At 29.5% G+C, this 25,095-nt stretch carries 19 protein-coding genes; 15 read left to right on the plus strand and 4 right to left on the minus strand.

The window, feature by feature from the left end:
• The first annotated feature begins 22 nt into the window (after positions 1 to 22).
• From DIS07_RS13800 to ribB, 4 genes are all read left to right on the plus strand, one after another.
• Positions 23 to 2,464, plus strand: a complete 2,442-nt coding sequence (locus DIS07_RS13800) for an FtsK/SpoIIIE family DNA translocase (RefSeq protein ID WP_109405842.1) — start codon at positions 23 to 25, stop codon at positions 2,462 to 2,464.
• 34 nt (positions 2,465 to 2,498) lie between these two features.
• Complete coding sequence (locus tag DIS07_RS13805) at positions 2,499 to 3,155, plus strand: LolA family protein (RefSeq protein ID WP_109405843.1); 657 nt, start codon at positions 2,499 to 2,501, stop codon at positions 3,153 to 3,155.
• Positions 3,156 to 3,219: 64 nt separating this feature from the next.
• Positions 3,220 to 4,662: an LptF/LptG family permease gene (locus tag DIS07_RS13810; RefSeq protein WP_109405844.1), complete on the plus strand. Its 1,443-nt coding sequence runs from the start codon at positions 3,220 to 3,222 to the stop codon at positions 4,660 to 4,662.
• Positions 4,663 to 4,666: 4 nt separating this feature from the next.
• Positions 4,667 to 5,812, plus strand: a complete 1,146-nt coding sequence (gene ribB / locus DIS07_RS13815) for a 3,4-dihydroxy-2-butanone-4-phosphate synthase (RefSeq protein ID WP_109405845.1) — start codon at positions 4,667 to 4,669, stop codon at positions 5,810 to 5,812.
• Positions 5,813 to 5,894: 82 nt separating this feature from the next.
• Here the strand turns inward: ribB and pepE are convergent, their stop codons facing one another.
• The gene (pepE, locus tag DIS07_RS13820) at positions 5,895 to 6,596 is read right to left on the minus strand and encodes a dipeptidase PepE (protein WP_109405846.1); all 702 of its coding nucleotides are present in this window, start codon (positions 6,594 to 6,596) and stop codon (positions 5,895 to 5,897) included.
• Positions 6,597 to 6,796: 200 nt separating this feature from the next.
• Here pepE and DIS07_RS13825 point away from each other — a divergent pair, with 200 nt between their 5' ends.
• The 5 genes from DIS07_RS13825 to DIS07_RS13845 all read left to right on the plus strand — a co-directional run bounded on the left by DIS07_RS13825 (position 6,797) and on the right by DIS07_RS13845 (position 13,673).
• Positions 6,797 to 7,606, plus strand: coding sequence for a hypothetical protein (locus DIS07_RS13825; RefSeq protein WP_109405847.1), 810 nt, complete (start codon positions 6,797 to 6,799; stop codon positions 7,604 to 7,606).
• Positions 7,607 to 7,868: 262 nt separating this feature from the next.
• Positions 7,869 to 8,669 carry a peptidase associated/transthyretin-like domain-containing protein gene (locus DIS07_RS13830; protein WP_109405848.1) on the plus strand — a complete coding sequence of 267 codons (801 nt, stop codon included), beginning with the start codon at positions 7,869 to 7,871 and terminating at the stop codon, positions 8,667 to 8,669.
• 29 nt (positions 8,670 to 8,698) lie between these two features.
• The gene (locus DIS07_RS13835) at positions 8,699 to 9,196 is read left to right on the plus strand and encodes a DUF6702 family protein (protein WP_235869150.1); all 498 of its coding nucleotides are present in this window, start codon (positions 8,699 to 8,701) and stop codon (positions 9,194 to 9,196) included.
• Positions 9,197 to 9,215: 19 nt separating this feature from the next.
• On the plus strand, positions 9,216 to 11,327 hold the full coding sequence (locus DIS07_RS13840; RefSeq protein WP_109405849.1) for a M1 family metallopeptidase: 2,112 nt from the start codon (positions 9,216 to 9,218) through the stop codon (positions 11,325 to 11,327).
• 144 nt (positions 11,328 to 11,471) lie between these two features.
• Positions 11,472 to 13,673, plus strand: coding sequence for a M1 family metallopeptidase (locus DIS07_RS13845; protein WP_109405850.1), 2,202 nt, complete (start codon positions 11,472 to 11,474; stop codon positions 13,671 to 13,673).
• A 173-nt stretch (positions 13,674 to 13,846) separates the two neighbouring features.
• Here DIS07_RS13845 and guaB read toward each other — a convergent pair whose 3' ends face one another.
• Positions 13,847 to 15,322, minus strand: a complete 1,476-nt coding sequence (gene guaB, locus DIS07_RS13850) for an IMP dehydrogenase (RefSeq protein WP_109405851.1) — start codon at positions 15,320 to 15,322, stop codon at positions 13,847 to 13,849.
• Between the two features lie 251 nt (positions 15,323 to 15,573).
• Here guaB and DIS07_RS13855 point away from each other — a divergent pair, with 251 nt between their 5' ends.
• Positions 15,574 to 17,805, plus strand: coding sequence for a TonB-dependent receptor family protein (locus DIS07_RS13855; RefSeq protein ID WP_109405852.1), 2,232 nt, complete (start codon positions 15,574 to 15,576; stop codon positions 17,803 to 17,805).
• Between the two features lie 36 nt (positions 17,806 to 17,841).
• On the opposite strand, the gene DIS07_RS13860 is transcribed toward DIS07_RS13855, so the two are convergent.
• Positions 17,842 to 19,362, minus strand: coding sequence for a bifunctional metallophosphatase/5'-nucleotidase (locus tag DIS07_RS13860; protein WP_109405877.1), 1,521 nt, complete (start codon positions 19,360 to 19,362; stop codon positions 17,842 to 17,844).
• 59 nt (positions 19,363 to 19,421) lie between these two features.
• Here DIS07_RS13860 and DIS07_RS13865 point away from each other — a divergent pair, with 59 nt between their 5' ends.
• Entirely contained in the window at positions 19,422 to 19,985 is a 564-nt protein-coding gene (locus DIS07_RS13865; protein ID WP_109405853.1) for a DMP19 family protein, read from the plus strand.
• On the opposite strand, the gene DIS07_RS13870 is transcribed toward DIS07_RS13865, so the two are convergent.
• Positions 19,980 to 20,837: a hydroxymethylglutaryl-CoA lyase gene (locus DIS07_RS13870; protein ID WP_109405854.1), complete on the minus strand. Its 858-nt coding sequence runs from the start codon at positions 20,835 to 20,837 to the stop codon at positions 19,980 to 19,982. The two genes, DIS07_RS13865 and DIS07_RS13870, sit on opposite strands and share 6 nt — an antisense overlap.
• Positions 20,838 to 20,920: 83 nt before the next feature.
• Here DIS07_RS13870 and DIS07_RS13875 point away from each other — a divergent pair, with 83 nt between their 5' ends.
• From DIS07_RS13875 to DIS07_RS13890, 4 genes are all read left to right on the plus strand, one after another.
• Positions 20,921 to 22,093 (plus strand): MFS transporter, encoded by a 1,173-nt coding sequence (locus tag DIS07_RS13875; protein ID WP_109405855.1) that lies wholly within the window; start codon positions 20,921 to 20,923, stop codon positions 22,091 to 22,093.
• A gap of 33 nt (positions 22,094 to 22,126) precedes the next feature.
• Entirely contained in the window at positions 22,127 to 22,924 is a 798-nt protein-coding gene (ttcA, locus tag DIS07_RS13880) for a tRNA 2-thiocytidine(32) synthetase TtcA (RefSeq protein WP_109405856.1), read from the plus strand.
• A 64-nt stretch (positions 22,925 to 22,988) separates the two neighbouring features.
• The gene (locus DIS07_RS13885) at positions 22,989 to 24,053 is read left to right on the plus strand and encodes a BamA/TamA family outer membrane protein (protein ID WP_109405857.1); all 1,065 of its coding nucleotides are present in this window, start codon (positions 22,989 to 22,991) and stop codon (positions 24,051 to 24,053) included.
• 377 nt (positions 24,054 to 24,430) lie between these two features.
• The gene (locus tag DIS07_RS13890; RefSeq protein ID WP_146190739.1) at positions 24,431 to 24,787 is read left to right on the plus strand and encodes a hypothetical protein; all 357 of its coding nucleotides are present in this window, start codon (positions 24,431 to 24,433) and stop codon (positions 24,785 to 24,787) included.
• Positions 24,788 to 25,095: the final 308 nt, after the last annotated feature.

Consider the following 25,095-nt stretch of genomic DNA (forward strand, 5'->3'; position numbering starts at 1 on the left):
CTAAAATCTACCAATAACTTTAATGGCTAAAAGCAAACAAGGCACAAAAAAAATAATTAATACTTCGGAAAATAAACCGAGTTTTTTTGCATTTCTTAAAACAAGACAATCCCAAACCATTTTAGGAACGTTCTTAATTTTGTTTGCTATCTTTTTATGTATTGCCTTTATTTCTTTTTTCTTTAATTGGCAAGAAGATCAAAGTACCATTAGTAAGTTAACAGACAAAACTGTTAGAAGTAAAAATCTTTTAGGGAAAATTGGTGCAAACTTAAGTCACTTTTTTATTTATAAAAGTTTTGGTATAGCTGCATTTATTATCGCTTTTCAGGTATTTTTAACTGGGGCATTAATTTTGTTAAAAAAGAAATTAAATAAAATTATAATCTCTTGGAATTGGAATTTACTTGCTACTTTATGGCTATCTATTTCTTTAGGTTTTTTGCACAAAAAAAACGCGCTTCTTTCTGGTATTATTGGTTTTGAGGTAAATGAGTTTTCACAAACTTTTATAGGAAAAACAGGATTAGTTATTCTATTAGCTTTTTTATGTATTACCTACATTGTTCTCCGATATAAAGTAACTTTTGATGCTTATTTTGAAAAGATTCAAAGAAAAAGAGAAGAAAGAAAAGCCAAAGAATTTGAAAAAAGTAAAGAGAAAATTACTGAGAAAAATGAAGAAACATCTAAAAGTATCGACTTAACTACATCTGAGAAAAAAGAAAAATCTGAATTTGAACTTTCTGTAGAAAATTTAAAACCTACCATTTCTAAACATTCAGAAGTTGAAAAACCAAAAGCAGAATACCCTTTAAAAGTAGAAGAACATATTGAACCTACTTTAAAAACAGAAATTGGAAAAAATGAAGAAGTTGTAGCCATAGATATTGAAAAAATAGAAGAAGAAAAAAGTGTAACAGAAAATCTATCTGATAAAATTTTAAAAGATTTCGGAGAGTTTGACCCAACATTAGAACTGTCTAACTTTAAGTTTCCTACTTTTAATCTCCTAAAACAATACAACGAAAGTATTTCTATAGATCCTGAAGAATTAGAGGCTAATAAAAACAGAATAGTAGAAACTTTAAGTAATTATAAAATTGGAATTTCTGAAATTAAAGCTACTGTTGGTCCTACAATAACCTTATATGAGATTGTTCCTGAAGCTGGAATTCGAATTTCAAAAATTAAAAATTTAGAAGATGATATTGCGCTTTCTTTATCTGCATTAGGAATTAGAATTATTGCTCCTATTCCTGGAAAAGGTACGATTGGTATTGAAGTTCCAAATAAAAAATCAACTATTGTTTCTATGCATTCTGCAATTTCTTCTAAGAAATTTCAAGAATCTAGGATGGAATTGCCGATAGCTTTGGGAAAAACCATTTCTAATGAAACTTTTGTTGTTGACTTGGCTAAAATGCCTCACTTATTAATGGCTGGAGCTACTGGGCAAGGGAAATCAGTAGGTTTAAATGCAGTTTTAACATCACTATTATATAAAAAACATCCTGCTGAAGTAAAGTTCATTTTAGTTGATCCCAAGAAGGTAGAATTAACTCTATTTAATAAAATAGAACGCCATTATTTAGCCAAACTCCCAGATACTGAAGAAGCTATTATTACAGACACTAGTAAAGTAGTTACTACTTTAAATTCTTTGTGTATTGAAATGGATAATCGTTACGATTTATTAAAATCTGCAATGGTTAGAAATATTAAAGAATACAATGCAAAATTTAAACAGCGTAAATTAAATCCTAATGATGGTCATCAATTTTTACCCTATATTGTTTTGGTAATTGATGAATTTGCAGATTTAATTATGACTGCTGGTAAAGAAGTAGAAACACCAATTGCGAGACTTGCTCAGTTAGCAAGAGCTATTGGAATTCATTTAATTGTAGCAACTCAAAGACCTTCTGTAAATGTAATAACAGGTATTATTAAAGCCAATTTTCCATCAAGAATTGCATTTCGAGTAACTTCAAAAATTGATTCAAGAACCATCTTAGATGCACCTGGAGCAGACCAATTAATTGGTAGAGGAGATTTATTATATTCTGGAGGAAACGATATTACAAGAATACAATGTGCTTTTGTTGATACTCCTGAAGTTGAAAAAATAACTGATTTTATTGGCTCACAAAAAGCATATACCGAAGCTTATCAGTTACCAGAGTATATAGATGATGAAAGTGGCACAAGTATTGATATTGATATTGAAGACAGGGATAAACTCTTTAAAGAAGCTGCAGAAATTATTGTTACGGCGCAACAAGGTTCTGCATCTTTGTTACAAAGAAAATTAAAATTAGGATATAATAGAGCGGGTAGATTAATTGATCAACTAGAAGCAGCCGGTATTGTCGGTGGTTTTGAAGGTAGTAAAGCTCGACAAGTTTTAGTTCCTGATTTAATAGCATTAGAACAATTATTAGAAAACGAAAAGAATATATAGAAACTCGATAAAACGAGATTACAAGATTAGAAATATGAAGAAAATTGGAATTTTAATTTTAAGTTTATTTATATCAACCGCAAGTTTTTCTCAAAACTCTGCTAAAGCTAAATCATTATTAGATGAAGTTTCCACCAAAATGGGGGCTTATAAAAATATGCATATTAGTTTCAGCCAGACCTTAAGTAATGAAGATGCTGGGATTAAAGAAGGTGATGAACCTCCAATTAGAGGAGAAATTACATTGCAAGGAGAAAAATACCATCTAAATTATTTAGGAAACAACTTTATCTTCGACGGCAAGAAACTTTATGTGATTAATAAAGAAGAAAAAGAAATTTCTATTACTGATGGAGACATGAGTGGTGATGATGGATTTATTTACCCTTCTAAACTATTAACTTTTTACAAAGAGGGTTATACTTTTCAAATGGGTAAATTAAAGAATTTAAAAGGTAAAAAAGTTCAATTTGTTACATTAAATCCTATTGATAGTTCATCAGATATTATTAAAGTAGAATTAGCTATAGATGCAAAAACCAAACATATTTATAAATTAATTCAAGTTGGCTCTAATGGTTCAAAAACAACGTTTACCATTACCGGTTTTAAGAGTAATCAATCTATATCTGATACTTTTTTTTCTCTTGAGATTGAAAAATATAAGAAACTTAAATACACCATAGATTAAACTTTTTACCAATTAACAGAAAATTAGTAGCTTTTTAATAGATTAGAAGCTACTTTTGTTTTTAATGAAAATTTTAGATAAATACATCTTAAAAACATTCTTTAGACCATTTATAGCAACATTTTTAATTGTGCTATTTGTATTGGTTATGCAAGTATTATGGCAAACTTTTGAAAACATTGCTGGTAAAGGTATTAGCCTACCTTTTATTCTAAAATTTCTATACTATACCGCCTTAATCATTACTGCTCAAGCATTACCAATAGCTGTATTATTATCTTCAATTATGGCACTAGGTAGTTTAGGTGAAAATTATGAATTTGCAGCTGCTAAATCAGCTGGAATATCATTACCAAGATTAGTAAGACCGTTAATTATTCTCACCATTGTTTTAAGTGGTGTAAACTTCTTGTTCTTGAATAATATATTTCCATATGCTACATTAAAGCAAGCCAATTTATATAGCAATATAAAAAAGAAAAAACCTGCTTTAGCCCTTGTACCTGGAAGTTTTAATAGTGATATACCCGGATATCAAATTAAATTTGAGGAAAAATATGGTGAAGAAGAAAATTTATTAAAAAAAGTACTTATTTATGATTTATCTGATAAAAAAGGAAATCAAAAAGTAATTACTGCTGAAAGAGGAAAAATAGTATCTGAAGAAGGAAGCCGTTATATGACACTTATTCTATACGATGGTTATTATTTTGAAGAACATGTTAAGTCTGCTAGAACTTTAGCAAAAAGAAAGAAAATGGCAGCCTCAAATGCTAAATTTAAAGAATACGAATTTAATATCGATATTTCTTCTATTACAGGACAAAATTTAGATGAAGTTCGAGTAACTGACAATTACAGAATGCTGAGTATGCAGCAAATAAAAGATACTATTCCACACATTAAGAGTAGTTATGATGAAGTCTTACGTCTTAGAACTAAAAATATTTATGCAAGTACTAATGCCAAGAAATTATATAAATATCCAGATTCATTAATCAAAAAAAATCTTGAATCAGAAATTCTAGACAACTTTATTTTAAACGAAAAAATAGCAGTTTTAAATTCTGCTACATCAAAATCTAGCAGAGCGTTAAGCTCTATAAATAATAACATCGATACCATAAAGTATCGACGTAAAACTTTAAATTTCTTTGATACAGAATATTACAATCGGTTTGCATTTTCACTGTCTTGTTTAATATTGTTTTTCATTGGAGCTCCTTTGGGTTCTATTATAAGAAAAGGCGGTTTTGGTTTACCAATGATTCTTGCCATTGCTATTTATGTAGTTTATTTTTTTAGTAATACATTTGGAAAAAATTTAGCAGAAGAAAGTTCTATAACAGCTCTTTTAGGTTCTTGGATTGCTGTAATAATTATGGCTCCTATAGGTATTTTATTAACTATTAGAGCAACAAAAGACAAAGGAATATTTAATACAGATGCCATTGTGCTACCGATAACAAACTTTTTTAAAAAAATCTTCAAAAGAAAAGAAGACTAAATTTATGACCTCAAAAATTCATAAAAATAAGATACAATTAGATCTTATAGCTGATGCCATAACAGATATAAAAAATGGTAAAGTTATCATTGTTGTTGACGATGAAAATCGTGAAAATGAAGGTGATTTTCTTGCTGCTGCTGAAAAGGTAACTCCAGAAATGATTAATTTCATGGCAACTCATGGAAGAGGTCTTATTTGCGCCCCTTTAACAGAAGGTAGGTGCAAGGAGTTGGAGTTAGGCATGATGGTGAATAATAATACAGACCCAATGGAAACTGCTTTTACAGTATCTGTAGATTTACGTGGAAAAGGTGTAACAACTGGAATTTCTGCCTCTGACAGAGCGTTAACTGTAAAAGCCCTAATTGAAAAAGGAACAAAACCTTTTGATTTGGCAAGACCAGGTCATATTTTTCCGTTAAGAGCAAAAGAAGGTGGTGTTTTAAGAAGAACTGGACATACAGAAGCTGCTATAGATTTTGCTCGTTTAGCTGGTCTCGAACCAGCTGGTCTTATTGTAGAAATAATGAACGAAGATGGAACCATGGCTCGTTTACCAGAGCTCTTAAAAGTTGCTAAAAAGTTTGATATTAAAATTGTATCTATAGCAGACCTTGTAGCTTATAGAATGGAGCACGATTCTTTAATCGAAAAGAAAGAAGATTTTAATATTATTACTCGTTTTGGAGAGTTTAGGTTAAGAGCTTATCAACAAACCACTAATAAACAAATACATTTAGCATTAACAAAAGGTTCTTGGTCTAGAGAAGAAAGTGTTTTAACCAGAGTAAATTCAACTTTAGTTAATAATGATATTTTAGGAACACTTACTAATAATGCTGATCAAAAATTAGATCAAATGTTTCAAGTAATTAATGACCAAGGAAAAGGTGCTATTATATTTGTAAATCAACAAAATCAATCTCAAAATTTACTAAGCAGACTCTCTATTTTAAAAGAAAATCAAGAAAATGGAAATATTAAAGCTCCAGAAATTAAAATGGACGCCAAAGATTTTGGAATTGGAGCACAGATTTTACATGATTTAAATATTAGTAAATTAAAATTGATCACAAATTCACAACAAACAAAACGTGTAGGTATTATTGGTTATGGTTTAGAAATTGTTGACTATGTAAATTATTAATTTTATTCGTTATTAAAAATTTAAATAAAACCTATTCAAGAGATTTTAGAAAAAGGGAAATCTGATTATTTTATAGAAAATTCTAAAGAGCTACTTCTACTCCACTTTTTAATTCTACTGGTTTTTGATTTTGTAAAAATAAACGAGCGGTGTGTTTTCCCTTTAAAACAACTTTATTATGGGTAACTTCTAACCAACTTCCTTCTCGTAACCCTAATACTGGTGTGTTATTAAAAACATGATACTCTTTAATTCTAGTTTCACGGGTTTCTCCCATATGTTTAGAATCTTTTATTGGGTCTAAATAGTGTGCATTAATATTAAAAGGAATACAACACATTGTTGTAAAACTAGGCGGATATACAATTGGCATATCATTAGTATTCATCATTGATACTCCACAAATATTACTTCCAGCACTAGTCCCTAAATAAGGAGTACCAATATCTATAGTTTCTTTCAATATTTGCAATACATCATTTTTATACAACTGATTTACCAATTCAAAAGTATTTCCGCCACCTGTAAAAATAGCTTCTGCATTTTTAATAGCATCAGTAGAATTATCATATTCATGAATCCCTTTTACATCAATATTAATTTTTGAAAAACCTTTTTTTGCAATTGTTGTGTATTCATCATAAGAAATACCACTTGGTCTTGCATAAGGGATAAAAAGCAATGTTTTAACTTCTTTAAAATGAATTTTTAAAGTTGGAAATAAATATTCTAAATAATCACTTCCATGAATTGTAGATGTGCTAGCAATAATCATTTTCTTCATGAAATCAAAAATAGAACAATTCGCTTTAACAATTAAAATTCGTTTAAAAATCTTAACAACATTTTACAATTCTTTTGGTAGAATTTTAGCATGATTATTATTTTTCTTTGTAAAAAAAATAGACCTAAATTTCTAAATATGCTTTCGAAATATTATAGTCAACACATAAATTCATATGTAATTTACATCAAAACTATTGTATGATAAGAATAATAGGTATTATTTTTCTCTTATTATCGTTTTCTACATCTTCTCAAGAAAGAAATATACAGATAAAAGGAAAGTTAATAGATTCATTAGGTATCGTAAAAGATGCAAATATCATTAATATTAATAGCAACCAAGGAACTTCTTCTTCTAATATTGGAACTTTTGAAATATATGCTTCTCAAGGCGATTCATTACAAATTTCAACTATTCAGCATCAGACAAAAATTGTAAGAATTGGTCAGTTAAATTATCATAATAAAATTCTTCTCATTCAATTAGAGTTGAAAACTTATACTTTAGATTCTTTTGATCTTAAAAAGCATAATTTAACTGGTAGATTAAGTATAGATTTGAAATCTGTACCAAAGCGTAAAAAGGATTCAATATTAAAACTTACTATGGATTTTTCTAACATTAATTTTAATCATATAGATATTAGAATTGATGAAAATGTTAGAGCAACGCCGCCAAAAGTAAGAGTAGATCCGAATACTAAATTTGAAGGTTTTAATTTTATGGCATTATTTTCCTCTATAAAGTCTAAGCGTTCTAGAATAAACAAAGAAAAAAAGCTTTACAATACAAATTTTCAGAAGAAAATTATGGACGAATTAGGAGAAGCATATTTTTTTAAAAATCTAAAAATCCCAAAAGATAAGTATCAACATTTTTTAGCATATTGTAATCTCTTAGAAATTGAAAAACTATATTACAATGGACGACTTTTAGAAGTAATACAAATACTAGAAGACAAAAGTATTACTTATCACAAAAGTATTAGAAAAAAAGATTCAAAGTAATTTAGTCTTTAACAAGTTTAATAATCTTTTACTTCATTTTTTAGGTATTGCCTTACTTTTTCTAAAATACGATTGAATTTAGATACAAGCTTAAATTAAAAGTCAATTTATTGATTGATTTCAAAATGAAAAAAGTATCCTAAAAAATTACTTTTTAAAAACTAAAATTATTATTTAAAATATGATTTTAACATAAGTTTACATAATATTAAGTATTTTTTCATAAATTATATCACGAAATTTGTTTTAGTTAAATATTTTTATGGTAAAAAAATTACTTTTCTTCATTCTTTTAACTTCTTCAATTACCTTTTCTCAAAGCAAAAAAGTATTGCTGAAAGGAAAAGTAATAGATTCAATTGGCGTTGTAAGAAATGCTAATATTGTAAATATAAAATCCAATCAAGGAACTTTTACATCAGACTTAGGTTATTTTGAAATTTATGCTAATGTGGGAGATTCTTTAAGAATTTCTTCTATCCAACACAAAACAAAAACATTAGTTGTTAATTCTTACAATTATCAAAATAAAATCATTACCATTCCTTTAGAATTAGTGATTTATACCCTAGAAGAATTTGAACTCCGAAGAAACAATTTATCTGGACGATTAGGGATTGATTCTAAAAGTGTACCAAAAAACAGAAAAGATTCACTTTTAAGAGCTGCAATGGATTTCTCTAATGTGAATATGAAAATAGTTGAGGAGGATGACTATATAGACAAAAGAGTTCGTCCAAATATTAATAATACTGATCCAACTCGTAATTTTGTAGGCGTTGGGGGTTCTGCGTATTTTGCCTTTAAATATTCAGAAAAACTTTGGAAATTAAGAAGAGAACTTGAAATAAAAAAAGCGTTTCCTTATAAAATCATGAATGAGTTAGGAGAAGATTTTTTCTTTAAAAAGCTTAAAATTCCTGTAGAAAAATATTTTCACTTCTTAGATTATTGCAACCCTTTTGAGATTGAAAACTTACATCATAAAGGACGAATTTTAGAAGTCATTAAGATACTCCGTAGAGAAAGTATCTCTTACCTAAATATAATTAAAAAAGAGTAATTTGGCTCAATAATTGGTTTTATCCTTCTATGAAAACACCTAAAATAGTATTCTTCCTTTTTATAGTTTCTACATTATCTTTCTCTAGTCACAAATATTATTTGAGTTTAACACAAATAAAATTTAAACCAAAAGTAAAAGCAGTTCAAATAATTATTAATGTTTTTATGGATGATATTGAAACAGCGCTTAACAAAGACTATAAGATAGATTTACAACTAACTACAAAAAAAGAATTAAAGAACAATGACTTCTATTTTGAAAAATATTTAAAAGATAAGCTACATTTTAAAATAGATGGAGTAGCCAAAGAATATAATTACATCGGTAAAGAATACGATGGAGACTTGGTCTTTTTTTATTTAGAGATTGAAAATATAGAGAGTGTAAAAAACATTCATGTATCTAACAAAATACTAACACATCATTTTCCTGAACAAGAGAACTTAATAAAATCTAAAATTGGTGATGTACATAAAAGCGTATTACTTACCAAAAAGGATTATCAAAGTACCTTAAACTATTAAAATTAATGAACTTCAAATTATGAAAAAACTTTCAGTTACAACTTTTGTCTTTGCTTTTGTCTTTGTTGGTTTTGCTCAAAAAGCCAAACAAGGTCACACAAATCAAAACAAATTTAGGCAGTTAAAACAAGAATTACCTACACCTAACTCTCAAAGAACTGCTTCTGGTGCACCTGGTAAAAATTACACTCAACAAAAAGTAGATTATGTAATGGATATTACTTTAGATGATGATAACACTAGAATTACAGGCACAGAAACCATCACGTACCATAATAACTCTACTGATGATTTGTCTTATTTATGGGTACAACTAGACCAAAATATGAGAGCACTAGACTCTAAAACACCAGACATTAGTTCTGGGAAAGTACCCAGAAGATTACCAAATAGATGGTACCACAGAAATTATCCAGAAAAGAAATTTGATGGCGGTTTTAAAATTATGAGCGTAACAAATGTAGATGGTAGTAATTTATCACATACTATAAACCAAACCATGATGCGCGTTAATTTACCAAAACCATTGGCATCTGGAGATACCTTTAAATTTAACATTTCATGGTGGTATAATATTAACAACCACAGAACCCAAGGAGGAAGGTCTGGTTACGAACATTTTCCAAAAGATGGAAATAACAACTATGTTATTGCTCAGTTTTATCCAAGAATGTGTGTCTATGATAATGTAGAAGGTTGGCAAAACGATCAATTTTGGGGAAGAAGTGAATTTGCATTAGAATTTGGAGATTTTAAGGTAAACATAACTGTCCCAGCAGACCATATGTTAGGCGCTACAGGAATTTTACAAAACGAAAAAGAAGTATTATCCAGAAAAGAAAGAAAAAGATTAGAAACTGCAAGAAAAACTTTTGATAAGCCAATTATTATTAGAACCCAAGAAGAAGCAGAAAAGTTTGAAAAATCACGTTCTAAAAAAACTAAAACTTGGAAGTTTTATGCTGAAAATGTTAGAGATTATGCATTTGCAACCTCTAGAAAATTTATATGGGATGCTATGGCAGTAGATATAAATGGTAAAAATGTAATGGCCTACTCTTTATATTCTAAAGAAGCAAACCCTTTATACGGAGACCATTCTACAAGAGCTGTGGCGCAAACTTTAAAAACGTATTCTAAATACACATTTGATTACCCTTACCACAAAGCCATTTCTGTTGATGGTCAAATGGGAATGGAATACCCTCAGATTTGTTTTAACCCTGGAAGACCAGATTTAGCCAATGGTGGATATTCAGATAGAATGAAATACAGGATGATAAAAGTTACCATTCATGAAGTAGGACATAATTTTTTTCCAATGATTGTTAATTCTGATGAAAGACAATGGACATGGATGGATGAAGGGTTAAACTCTTATATGGAAATGTTAGCTGAATTAGATTATGATAAAGATTTTCCAATTGTAAGAGGATATCCTAAAAATATTGTTAGGTATATGTCTGGAGACCAATCTAGAATTGCTCCAATAATGTCTAAAGGCGATAACGTTTATAGTTTTGGTTCAAACGCATATGGTAAACCAGCCACAGCACTTTGGATTTTAAGAGAAACTATTATGGGTAAAGAGTTATTTGACCACGCGTTTAAAACATATTCGCAAAGATGGAAATTTAAACACCCTACTCCAGCTGATTTCTTTAGAACAATGGAAGATGCATCTGGTATCGATTTAGATTGGTTTTGGAGAGGTTGGTTTTATACCACAGATGTTACCGATATCGGTATAAAAGGAGTAAAAAAATTCTCTACTATAAAAGGTGAAAACGCGGTAGATTTTATCGAAGATACTTCAGAAGGTTTAGGTTTTTCAAAAGAGCATAATAAGTATTTGTATGAAATTACTTACAACAAGCCTGGTGGATTAGTTATGCCAATTATCGTAGAATTTACTTATAAAGATGGCACTAAAGAAAGAAAAACTTATCCTGCTCAAATTTGGAGATATAACGACAAAGAGGTTACAAAAGTTTTTTCATCAACAAAACAAATTACCAATATTACCATAGATCCTGATTTAGAAACTGCAGATGTAGATGTAACAAATAATAATTTCCCTATCCAGCAAAAAGATAAATTCGATAAGTTTAAAGCAAAGATTAAGAATTAAGCTTTTTAATTTTTAATAATCATCTAGAGGAGATATGATTGCATATCTCCTTTTTTTATAAAGATTTGTTAAAACTTTAACCTTTTTTAACCTATTAGCATTGTTATTCTTAATTTACACCACATTTTAAACAATTCAAATCAAATGAAAAAATTATCCTTAATTTTATTTTCTTTCTTCTTCGTTGCAACTGCTACTTTTGCTCAGGAGAAAAAAGAGAAAAAGAAAACTCAAAAAGGGCACATTGATCAAAACAAATTCAGACAAATGAAAGATGTTTTGGCGACACCTAATGACCAACATACAGCCTCTGGAGCACCTGGCCATCAATACTCTCAACAAAAGGTTGATTATATAATGGATATTCGTTTAGACGAAGCTACTAATCATATTTATGGCGATGAGAAAATTACTTATCATAACAATTCTAAAGATAATTTAGAATATTTATGGGTGCAATTAGATCAAAATATGAGAGCAGATGATTCTAAAACTCCATTAGCAAAATCTACTGGAGCATCTGCTTTTTTAACTCCTAAAAGTTTTAAAAATTCTTACATGAAGCAGAAAAATGGTTTCGGTTTTAATATAGAAACTGTAGAGGCAGATGGAAAACCCTTATCGCACTTTATAAATAGAACTATGATGCGCGTAAATCTACCCAAGGCATTAGCTCCAGGAGATACTTTTAAATTTAGAATTAAATGGAACTATAAAGTAAACAACTCTGTTAGAGATGGCGGACGCTCAGGATTCGAAGATTTTCCTGATGGAAATAATAATTATACAATAGCCCAATTTTTCCCAAGATTAGCAGTTTACAACAATGTAGAAGGATGGCAAAATATGCAATTCTGGGGACGTTCTGAATGGGCATTAGAATTTGGAGATTACGAAGTAAATATTACTGTACCTGCTGATCATATATTAGATGCCACAGGAGAATTGCAAAATGAAAAAGATGTTTTAACTAAAACACAACGTAAACGTTGGGAAAAAGCTAGAAAATCTTTTAAAGACCCAGTATTTATTGTTACTCAAAAAGAAGCTGAAAAAGCAGAAAAAGAGCGTTCAAATAAAACTAAGACTTGGAAATTTAAAGCTAAAAGTGTTAGAGATTTTGCTTGGGCTTCATCTAGAAAATACATTTGGGATGCGATGGCTGTAAACATTAATGGAAAAACTGTTATGGCAGTTTCTATGTATCCAAAAGAAGGAAATCCTTTGTGGGAAGAACACTCTACAAGAGTAGTTGCAAATACTTTAGAAGAATATTCTAAATTAACTTTCGATTACCCTTATTCTAAAGCTATTTCAGTTCATGCTAAAAATCAAGGTATGGAATATCCAATGATTTGTTTTAATTACGGAAGACCTAATCCTGACGGAACATATTCTGATAGAGTTAAAAATGGAATGATTGGTGTAATTACTCACGAAGTTGGTCATAACTTTTTCCCTATGATAGTAAATTCTGATGAAAGACAATGGACATGGATGGATGAAGGTTTAAACTCTTTTGTAGAAATCTTAGCAGAATTAGATTACGACCCAAACTTTAATACTGGTAATTTACCTAAAGATATAGTACGTTATATGGGCGGAGACCAAAGTAATATCTCTCCAATTATGTCTCAAGGAGATTATGTTAAACAATTTGGACCAAATGCTTATACTAAACCTGCAGCTGGTTTATATATGTTACGACAAACTATCATGGGGCCTGAATTATTTGACCATGCTTTTAGAACCTATTCTAAACGCTGGATGTTTAAACACCCTACTCCTGCGGATTTCTTTAGATCAATGGAAGATGCTTCTGGAATGGATTTAGATTGGTTTTGGAGAGGATGGTTTTACACTACAGATGTAACTGATATCGGAATTAAATCTGTAAAACCTTTGTATTTAACTGATAAGCCAAACGAAAGAGTTAAACGATTAAAAGAACAATACAAACAATATTTCGATAATTTAGGTGATTTAGTTTATATCACCGATAAAAAAGAAGATGCCAACACTAAGGCAATGGATAAATATGCAGACGGTAAAAAAGTGCCTGCTTACATTTATCAAGTAGAATTCGATAAACCTGGAGGTTTAGTAATGCCTATTATTGTAGAATTAACTTATGCGGATGGTTCTAAAGAAAGACAAACTTTTCCTGCACAAATATGGATGAAAAATGATAATTCTGTAAAAAGAGTATTTGCTTCTTCCCAAGAAATTATAAGTATTAAAGTAGATCCAGATTTAGAAACTGCAGATGTAGATACATCTAACAACAGTTGGCCTAAAAAAGAGTCAGATAACTTTGATAAGTTTAAGAAAAAATTGAAAAATTAACCTTCAATTATTTATAAAAAAACCTCGCTAATTGCGAGGTTTTTTTTATTACTTATCTTAAATCAATTATAAAGTTTGAAGTTGAGGAAATGATTAAAAGTCAAAAATATTTGTAAAAAAAAACTCAAGAATCGAATTTCTTGAGTTTCTATTTCGTTTATATAAAACTATACTTACCTTCTACTATAATTCGGAGCTTCTTTTGTAATGGCTACATCATGAGGATGACTTTCATTAATTCCGCTAGCAGTAATTCTAACAAATTGCCCTGTTTCTTTAAGAGTTTCTACATCTTTAGCACCACAATATCCCATACCAGCACGTAAACCTCCAACAAACTGATGGATACTTTCTGCTAATTCACCTTTATAGGGAACTCTACCAACTATTCCTTCTGGAACTAACTTTTTAATATCGTCTTCTACATCTTGGAAGTAACGATCTTTAGAACCTTTTTTCATGGCTTCTACAGAACCCATTCCTCGATAAGATTTAAACTTTCTTCCTTCGTAAATAATTGTTTCTCCTGGAGATTCTTTTGTTCCGGCTAACAAAGAACCTAACATTACAGAATCTGCACCTGCAGCAATTGCTTTTGGAATATCTCCTGTATATCGAATTCCACCATCAGCAATTACAGGTACTCCGCTACCTTTTATTGCTGCAGCAACTTCTAAAACTGCAGAAAACTGAGGAAAACCAACACCAGCAACAACTCGAGTTGTACAAATAGAACCTGGACCAATACCAACTTTTACAGCATCTGCACCAGCTTCTACCAAATATTTTGCAGCAGCTCCAGTTGCAATATTTCCAACCACAACCTCTAATTCTGGAAATTTTGTTTTTACTTCTTTTAATACGTTAACTACCCCTTTTGTATGTCCGTGAGCAGTATCAATAATTACAGCATCTACTCCAGCAATTACTAAAGCCTCTGCTCTATCTACAGCATCTCCGGTAACTCCTAAAGCAGCTGCAACTCTTAATCTTCCGTAAGAATCTTTATTTGCAATTGGTTTTTGTGTTACTTTAGTTATGTCTCTAAATGTAATTAGCCCTTTTAATTTATAGTTTTCATCAACAATTAAAAGTTTTTCAATTTTATAATTTTGAAGAATTTTTTCAGCATCATCTAAAGAAGTTCCAACATCAGCAGTAACTAAGTTTTCACTAGTCATTACGTCTACAATTGGTCTTTTCCCATTATGTTCAAAACGTAAATCTCTATTGGTTACAATTCCTTTTAAAGTACCATGCTCATCAACAATCGGAATTCCTCCAATACTATGCTCTCTCATATATGCTTTCGCATCTAAAACAGTGGCTGTTAAAGGCAATGTAACTGGATCTAAAATCATACCACTCTCAGCACGTTTTACTTTTCTAACTTCTTTTGCTTGTTGCTCAATAGTCATATTTTTATGTAAAACTCCAATACCACCTTCTCTAGCAATAGCAATTGCTAAAGCAGATTCTGTTACAGTATCCATTGCGGCTGAAGCAATTGGTACGTTTATGGTAATATTTCTAGTAAATTTTGTTTGAATACTAACTTCTCTCGGAAGTACTTCTGAGAAGGCTGGAACTAAAAGAACGTCATCGTAAGTTAAACCTTCTCCTAAAATTTTATTTTCGTGTGCTGTCATTATGCAATTATGATATAATTGCGTGCAAATTTACAATTAATAAATGACATTTAAGCTATTAATTTATTTTCTAATAATAAGCTTAACAATTAGTTCATTTTTATTCTCAATTTTTTTAATCAAAATACATAAATGATTATCAGTAAGTTATGTTTTTTATTTTTATTTATTCTAAATAAAGTTTGTAAATGTATTACGAGGTGTTATATTTGCATCCGAAAAACAAACTATTTATAATTAATCTAAATAAAATGAAGAAAGGTATTATTATATTAACAGCCTTATTTACAGTAGTTTTAACTGCACAAGAAAAGAAAAAAGAAAAGGGATCTTTAGATTCTATCCAAAAGTTAGATGAAATAATTATTTCTACTGCAGCAATTTTTGGTAACAAATATGTTGCTAAACATAGAACTGGTTCTGCCTATTATTTGTCTCCTGCAGAATTGCAAAAATTTAGTTTTACAGATGTAAATAGAGTTTTAAGAAGTGTTCCTGGAGTAACTATCTATGAAGAAGATGGTTTTGGTTTACGACCAAATATAAGTTTAAGAGGAACATCACCTGAAAGAAGTTCTAAAATTACATTAATGGAAGATGGAGTTTTAATTGCTCCTGCTCCATATAGTGCTTCTTCTGCTTATTATTTTCCAACAATAGCAAGAATGGAAGCTGTGGAAGTTTTAAAAGGAAGTAGTCAAGTACAATATGGTCCATTTACTACTGGGGGTGCTATAAATATGATTTCAGCCCAAATTCCGACTGAATTTGGAGGAAAAGTTAGAGCAAGTTATGGTAGTTTTAACTCAAATCAATTGCATGCAAAAATTGGAGGCGGAAATAAAAACTTTGGATATGTCTTAGAATATTTAAATTATGGTTCTGATGGATTCAAAACTTTACCTAGCGGAAAAAATACAGGATTCAATAAAAATGACATTGTAGCTAAATTTGGTGTAAACCTCTTTCCTAATGCTACAGTTCAGCAATCATTAGAGTTTAAATTTCAATATTCTGATGAAGAAGGAAATGAAACTTATTTAGGGTTGTCTGAGCAAGATTTTAAAACAAATCCTTTTGCTAGATATGCATCTTCTAATGAAGATAAAATGACGACTAATCATACACAATATATGCTTACACATAAAGTGGATTTTTCTAAAAACGTAAGGCTTACTACAACAGCATATCAAAATAATTTTGCTAGAAACTGGTACAAGTTAAACGATGTTACTTTTAACGGAACCAAGAAAGGAATCGCTTCTATTTTAGAAGATCCCACTACTAATGCAGATTATTTTAACATCGTAAATGGATCTGTTAATTCTGCTGCTGATGCCATTGGTGTGAAAGCAAATAACAGAAAATATTACTCAACAGGTATTCAAACAAAAATAGATTACCATTGGTATAAAGGTAATGTTTTTCACGATTTAGAAGTTGGTTTACGTTATCATTATGATGAAGAAGACAGATTCCAATGGGTTGATAAATACAGCATTTCAAATGCAGGTGTTATGTCTTTAACTACAGACGCTATAGAAGGTACAGATGCCAATAGAGTTAGCAGTGCAAAAGCATTTGCTTCTTATGTTACTTATAAAGTAAAATATAATAATTGGACGTTTACTCCTGGTGTTCGTTATGAAAACATTACACTACAAAGAGAAGATTATGGTAAAAATGATGTAACAAGAACTGGAGCTAATCTATCAACAAGAGAAAATTCTGTAGGTGTTTTTATTCCTGGAATGGGGGCTAATTATAAATTTAATAATGATTTCTCTTTATTTGCTGGAGTTCATAAAGGATTCTCTCCTCCAGGTAATCAAGATGGTCAAGAACCTGAAGAAAGCATCAATTACGAACTAGGAACACGTTTTAATTTGGGTGGAATAAAAGGAGAGTTTGTAGGATTCTTTAACGATTATTCCAATCTTTTAGGGAGTGATTTAGCTGCTACAGGAGGAACTGGTTCATTAGACCAATTCAATGCTGGAGAAGTGAATGTAAGCGGATTTGAATTGTTATTGAACTATAATATTGCTAAAAAAGACGCTAAAATTTCGCTTCCAATCTCTTTTGGATATACATTTACAAACACTGAATTTCAAAATAGTTTTGGTAGTGCTAACGATTTATGGGGAACAGTTACTGCTGGTGATGAATTACCTTACATCCCAAAACATCAATTTAATGCTGGTTTCTCTGTTGAGCACGCTGATTTTGAAATCAACTTAAATGGAAGATTTAATGGAGAGTTTAGAACATTAGCAGGTACAGGTAACATTCCTGATGCTGAAAGAGTTAACTCTAATTTTATTGTTGATGTTTCTGGTAAATATTTTATTAACAAAAAACTGAGTGTAACTGCCAACGTTATTAACTTATTAGACAATACTTACGCTGCATCTAGAGTTCCTGCAGGTTTAAGACCTGGTCATCCTTTTGGAATATATGGAGGTTTAGAATTTAAATTCTAATTTCTAATATTTAGAATACAAAAAAAAGAACGCTAATTAGCGTTCTTTTTTTTGTTTCATTTTTAAATACTCAACAACAGCTTTTCTTATATCGGAACCTAATTCTGTAGCTTTAGGTTTATAAATAGAAAGTACTTCTTTGTTTTTATCAGATAAAAAAGGAATGTCAAATCCTTTTAATAAATAGTCAGAAAAAGCAACAGTATAAGTCTTTTTTAGGTTGATGGGTTTTCCTTGAATTAACCAAGTTTTGTCTTTTAATTCAATATGATGTCTATGCAAATAAGCACCAGTACCTGCTGCTAATTTTCCGTAATCCAACACACGTTTTAACAATCTTCCTTTTATATCAACTTTTAAAATATCACCTCCATAAGGCAACACTCTAAAAATATCAACTGCTGTAATATTTCCAGACAATTGGTCGTCAATTCTTATAGAGCCTCCATTTACCAAAGCAGCATCTACCTTATCATCAAAAGCAAAAGACATAGCAGCTGTAATAACTTGCCCTAAATTGGTTTGTTGACTTCGAATTGGTGTATCTCTACCATCTAAAGGAGTTTTTACATTGTAAATAACTTCATTTGGATTAGGAATAATATCTTTAATTTTTGATGTTAAAATAGATTGCCATTTTTTAACAATTACATCCACTTTTTCATCTGGTTTTATAGAGGAATTGATTTCTTTTAACTCAGATTTTACAACTGTCTTCTTAGTGATTTTATCATACGAAATTCTATGGATATAAGCTGTTTTAGCATTGGCATCTGCTTTCGTAATCAATACATTACCCACTTTTTCATATTTGTTTGTGTGTTCATGACCTCCCATAATTAAAGGCAAATCTGGAATTAGTTTTGCAATTCTCTTATCATTGGTAATCTTAACGTGAGTTAAACCAAAAACTACATCAACTTTATCTTTTATTGCCGCATATGATGCTCTTACTTTTACAAACATATTACCATATTCTACATAATCTTTTGGATTTGAAGGAATACATACACTTATAAAACCAATTTTAATTTTTGTACCATCTGCGTCAACAATTTCTTTAATGAAAGTATCTCCTACTGGCACTTTATCACCTTCTCGTTCTTTATAAAAAGGAATTGCAGCTTCGTTCGTTTTTAATTTTACATTGGCAGAAATCCAAGGAAAATTACTTTCATTTAAACGTTTTTGCAAATCTTTTTGAGAAACATCAAATTCGTGATTTCCAAAAGCAACCAAATCAAAATTCATAGCGTTCATTACTTCTACCATTTGTTTTCCACGAACTCTTTCTCCATCAACCTTTATGGTTCCTAATAAAGAAGGGTTTAAAAAATCGCCCGCTAAAAACAGCATTGTATTTTGGTTTTCTTTTAATAATTCTTGATGCACAGTCTCTACTCTTGCCATTCCTCCAAATTCTCCTCCTTGTATAGGAGCAATTTCATACACATCATTCAATTGTAAAAAAGTGAATTCTATTTTTCCATCGTCTTTTGTACAAGAGAAAAATAATGCAATTGATATTAAACAGACTAGTATTCTTTTTGATTTCATTCTCTGAATTTTATATATATAAAAGTAAATAGTTTTATTTAAATATTTACTTTTATAATATGGAAAAGATAAAACTTTATGCAATTGCAATAATTTGTTTAATTATACTTTACTTTTTATACATTAACCTAAATCAAAAAGAATCTATAGAAGATATAGATAATAACGATTTAATTAATAATGTAATAAAAAGTGATATTGATATTTACCAAAAAATCTATAAAATTGATGAAATACTTAATAGAAAATGTAGTTATGGAAAAAACATGCATTTATTAAATGACAAAGAGAAAGATTTAATTTACATCTTGAATTTAGAAAGAGAAGTTAATAATGGAGGTTTTAATCAGTTTTATTATAACTCAAGTGGCAACTATGCTATAGAAACATTAAATACTTTAAGAAAGATTGAATCAAAAAAATTATTTGATTTAGTTAAAAAAGCTAATTCTGAATTCCCAAATAATTTTATTCCTTCAAATAGAGAAAAACGGATTGGAATCTTGTCTAATATTGAAGATAAATCTGAGAAAACATGGAAAGAATTAGATAATAATTTTTACAATTTAAAAGAAGATTACATTTCTCTATTGTATGTTTATTATACTAGTGATAATCTATAAAAACACCTCCAAAGCTTTATTATAAGCACTTTCAAAACTCATAGGTTTTATATTGGTATCTGCTTTTTTAGTGGTAAAATAACTGACCAATTTTTCTGTTGGCATATTACCCGTTAATTCGTCTTTAGCCATTGGGCAACCTCCATAACCTTTTATAGCACCATCAAAACGATTACAACCTGCTTTAAAAGCTGCATCTACTTTTTCATGCCATTTGTCTGGTGTGGTGTGTAAATGCGCACCAAATTCAATTTCTGGATATCTAGGAATTAAATTCGAAAATAAATACGTTATAACTTCTGGAGTTGAGCTACCAATAGTATCTGAAAGTGATAAAATTTTTACGCCCATTTTAGACAGTTTTTCTGTCCACTCTCCTACTATTTCGACATTCCAAGGATCTCCATAAGGATTTCCAAATCCCATAGACAAATACGCAACAACTTCTTTTTTTGTTTTGTCTGCAATGTTTAAAATTTCGTCTAAAGTTTCTATCGATTCTGCAATGGTTTTATGCGTATTACGCATCTGAAAGTTTTCAGAAATTGAAAAAGGATATCCTAAATAATCAATTTCTTCAAACTGAGAAGCATCATTTGCACCTCTAACATTTGCAATAATTGCCAATAGTTTACTTTGTGTTTTCGATAAATCTAATTTAGATAGAACATCTGCTGTATCACGCATTTGCGGAATAGCTTTTGGTGAAACAAAACTGCCAAAATCAATCGTATCAAAACCTACTTTTAACAGAGAATTGATATACAATGCCTTTTTTTCTGTAGGGATAAAATGCGATTTTATACCCTGCATTGCATCTCTAGGACATTCTATGATTTTCACTTTTTTCATCTTCTCAAAGATAGCTAAACAAATGAAGTTGCAAAATAATTTCAACTGATTATTGCTTGCTTTTTGGTACTTTCGTTTTCTAAATGAAAACACCAAAATACATACTTCCTATAATTATCATTTCGCAATTTTGTTGCACCTCTTTATGGTTTGCTGGAAATGGTGTAATGAATGATTTGGTCATCAATTTTAATTTATCATCGAATGCATTAGGGCATTTAACTTCTGTTGTTCAATTCGGTTTTATATCTGGAACATTAGTTTTTGCATTATTTACTATTGCTGATCGTTTTTCTCCATCAAAAGTTTTTTTTATCAGTGCTTTTTTGGGCGCAATATTTAATGCTCTTTTAACTATAGAAAATCAGACATTTTTATCATTATTATTTTTTCGATTTTTTACAGGTTTTTTCTTAGCAGGAATTTACCCTGTTGGTATGAAAATAGCTACAGATTATTACGATAAAGGACTAGGGAAATCTTTAGGTTTTTTAGTAGGAGCTTTAGTTTTAGGTACAGCTTTACCGCATTTGTTAAAAAACATCATGCAAAACTTTCCTTGGAAAAGTGTTATTATTACAACTTCTTTTTTATCTTTTTTGGGTGGATTATTACTAGTAATCATTGTAAAAAATGGACCGTACAGTATTAAAAGTAAAGAATTAGATTTAAAAGCCTGTTTTTCTGTTTTTAAAAATGAACGTTTTAGAAAAGCAGCGTTTGGGTATTTTGGGCATATGTGGGAGTTATATACATTTTGGGCGTTTGTTCCGATACTCATACAATTATATCAAAACTCGCATCGAAACGTAAATTTTAATATTTCATTGTTATCATTTTGTGTAATCAGCATTGGAGCGTTAGCTTGTGTTTTAGGTGGTTATTTAGCAGAAAAATATAGTACGCAAAAAACAGCGTTTAGTGCGCTATTATTATCTTGTATATGTTGTTTATGTTGTCCGATTATTTTTTTTATTTCTTCCGAAATTCTATTTATCATCTTTTTAGTTTTTTGGGGAATGGTAGTTATTGCAGATTCACCACTTTTTTCGACATTAGTTGCACAAAATGCACCTTCTAAAAACAAAGGAACAGCTTTAACTATTGTAAATTGTATCGGGTTTACAATAACCATTATAAGCCTACAAGCTGTAACATATTTGTTCGATAATATAAATAGCTATTGGATATTTTTAATTTTGGCCATTGGTCCTATTTTTGGATTATTGGCATTGAAAAAATCTACTTTAACATAATTATTTTAAGTACAAACTTCTATTTTTGCAATTATGGAAACTCAGAAACAGGTTACAAAAAAACTACAAAAAGCAACCGCAGAAGCCATACAGCAATACACAATGATTGCAGATGGAGATAAAATTATGGTGTGTCTTTCTGGTGGTAAAGATAGTTATGCAATGTTACACATGTTGTTGCATTTTAAAAAAGTGGCACCTATTTCTTTCGATATAATTGCTGTAAACCTTGATCAAAAACAACCTGGGTTTCCTGAAGAAGTATTGCCAAATTATTTAACCAATTTACAAGTTGATTATAAAATTATAGAAAAGAATACTTACAAAATTGTAATGGAAAAAACCCCCGAAGGCAAAACCACTTGTAGTTTATGTTCTCGATTACGAAGAGGAACTTTGTATGAAGCAGCTAAAGATTTAGGTTGTAATAAAATTGCATTAGGACATCATAGAAATGATATTTTAGAAACCTTTTTCTTAAACTTCTTTTTTGCTGGTAAATTAGAAACCATGCCTCCAAAATTTAAAAATGATACAGGCAATTTAGTGGTGTTAAGACCCTTGTCTTTTTGCAGAGAAAGTGATATTGAAATCTATGCAAGGTTTATGAATTTCCCTATTATTCCTTGTAATTTATGTGGTTCTCAAGAAAACTTACAACGCAAAAGAGTAAAACAAATGATTACAGATTGGGAAGCAGATTTCCCGAACAGAAGTGCAATTATGATGAATGCCTTACAAAATGTATTTCCTTCTCATTTATTAGACAAAAATCTCTATGATTTTGAACATTTAGAAAGTAAAATTTCTGAAGCTTCATTCGTAAATTAAAAACACAATAAAATCATTTCAATTAATTATTGATTTATGGTTTAAAATCAAAACAGCCCTTTAAATGAAATTTAGGTTAATTAATTTAGTACATATTTTTCTTATTTTTTTTAGTAATATAAGTTTTGGACAAAAAACAGATTCTTTAACCGTAAAAACAAAAAAGGTAAAGATTTTACCCGTACCAGCCTTTGGTTATGAACCTGAGACAAAATTTCATTTCGGAGCCGTAAGTCTTTTTACAATAGATTTATATCAAGATGCTAAAACACGCTTATCGAATGCAAAAATTGAATTCAACTATAGTTTAAGAAATCAGATTATTTTTGAATCTGAGTGGAATTATTTTTTCAAAGAAGAAAAATGGTTTAGTGATGGTTTAGTTCATTTTGCCAAATACCCTGATTTTTTCTATGGAATTGGAGCTGACGTAACTGAAAATGATAAATTATTATACGAAAGTAACAGAATGATTCTTGATTTTGGTCTTTATAAGAATCTTATAGATAAACTATTTTTTGGGGGTGAAATAAGATACGCCAACTATAGCAATATTTCTATAACCGAATTGAATACATCGGCAGAATTAATAGATTCTTGGAATTTTGGTTTAAGTACTACCATTTTTTATGATTCTAGAAACAACCTACTAAATGCTACAAAAGGTTCGTATTTTAAATTAAACCTGGGCTATAATATTGGAACCAATCACTATACAACGGCAAAATTAGATGCGAGAAAATACTTTACTTTTAAGAATAATTTTGTTTTAGCCTGTAGACTTTACAATAGTTTCGTTATAGGTACTCCTAATTTTTATGATTACTCAATACTTGGTGGCGATGAATTTGTTCGCGGTTATTTTTATGGTAAATATAGAGACCATAACTTATCTACTTTCCAAGCAGAAGTAAGAACCCCTCTTTTTTGGCGTTTAAGTTTAGCTTTTATAACAGGTATTTCAACAATTTACAATAATTCTAATTTTGCCAGAGATTTAAAACCAAATAATGGTGTTGGAATACGTTTTTTAGCAGATAAAGAAGATAATGTAAATTTAAGGTTTGATTACGTATTAGGGAACAACAATAATAGTGGATTCTATATTAGTTTTGGAGAATCATTCTAAAAAATAATATGATTATAAAACTTTATGAAGTAACATGTTTAAAAATTAAGTAAAAACAGGTGTTTTTACTATAAATTTTTGGTTTAAAAAATTTAACTTAGCTAACTCTGGATAATTGGTCAATACAACAACGCATATTTGAGTTTATGTTTTGATGAATTATAGAATAAACTTATATTCATGGAGACAATATTATGTTATAAATAATATTACAAAACATCAGTTTAGTCTATTAAATTAGATGGCTATACTGATATTTTATAAGCATATAAACAAGTTAGCATACATTACTCAGCAGTATGAAAATTATTGATTTAACATATTTGAATAGATTAAAAAAGTTTTTTCGTTTTTTAATATTGTTCGTAATCCTACTTGTGATAAAATCTATTTTTGAAGATACTTTTTATTATGGATTTGTTGAGGATCTAAAAGATAAATTATGGATTGGAATTATTTTAGCAATTGGAGTTGGAGTAGATGTTTCTAGGACTAAAATAGTTATTAAAAAAATTGAAAATAATGATGAAAGAGATAGAGCCTTAAAATGGGTTGAACAATATTTTGAAAAAAATAATGCTATGGTGATTTACAAGAAAGAAACTGAAAGAATTTATCTAAGTGAGAATAATAAAGGAAGATTTCTAAAAAAGAAAAGGAAAGAATTTTACTCTGTTGAAATTAATGATAAAAAAATATGGATTGAAGGACCCTATAATTTTAATCCAAATTAATTAATTAATAAATTAAAACCAGGAATAAGTCAATTTCAAGAATGTGAGGTAATAAAAACTAAACCAAATATTGGAAACAGAATTGTGTCTGGATTAGTTGATTGTATCTTAATTTACACTCTCTTTTTTTATTTCTGTGTATTTGGAGAATTAAATCAAAATTTGAATTAAAACGTATGCTAACAAAGAACTGAGTTAAAAAACAAATAAATTCTTCGTTAAATTTTTACTATATTTTTCTAGGCTCAAAAATCTATTCATTCGTTTTTTGAGCTTTTATTTTTTTATTTAATATGCTATTTAGGTAA

The organism is Polaribacter aquimarinus, assembly GCF_003129485.1.
In the GTDB taxonomy this organism is placed as follows: domain Bacteria; phylum Bacteroidota; class Bacteroidia; order Flavobacteriales; family Flavobacteriaceae; genus Polaribacter; species Polaribacter aquimarinus.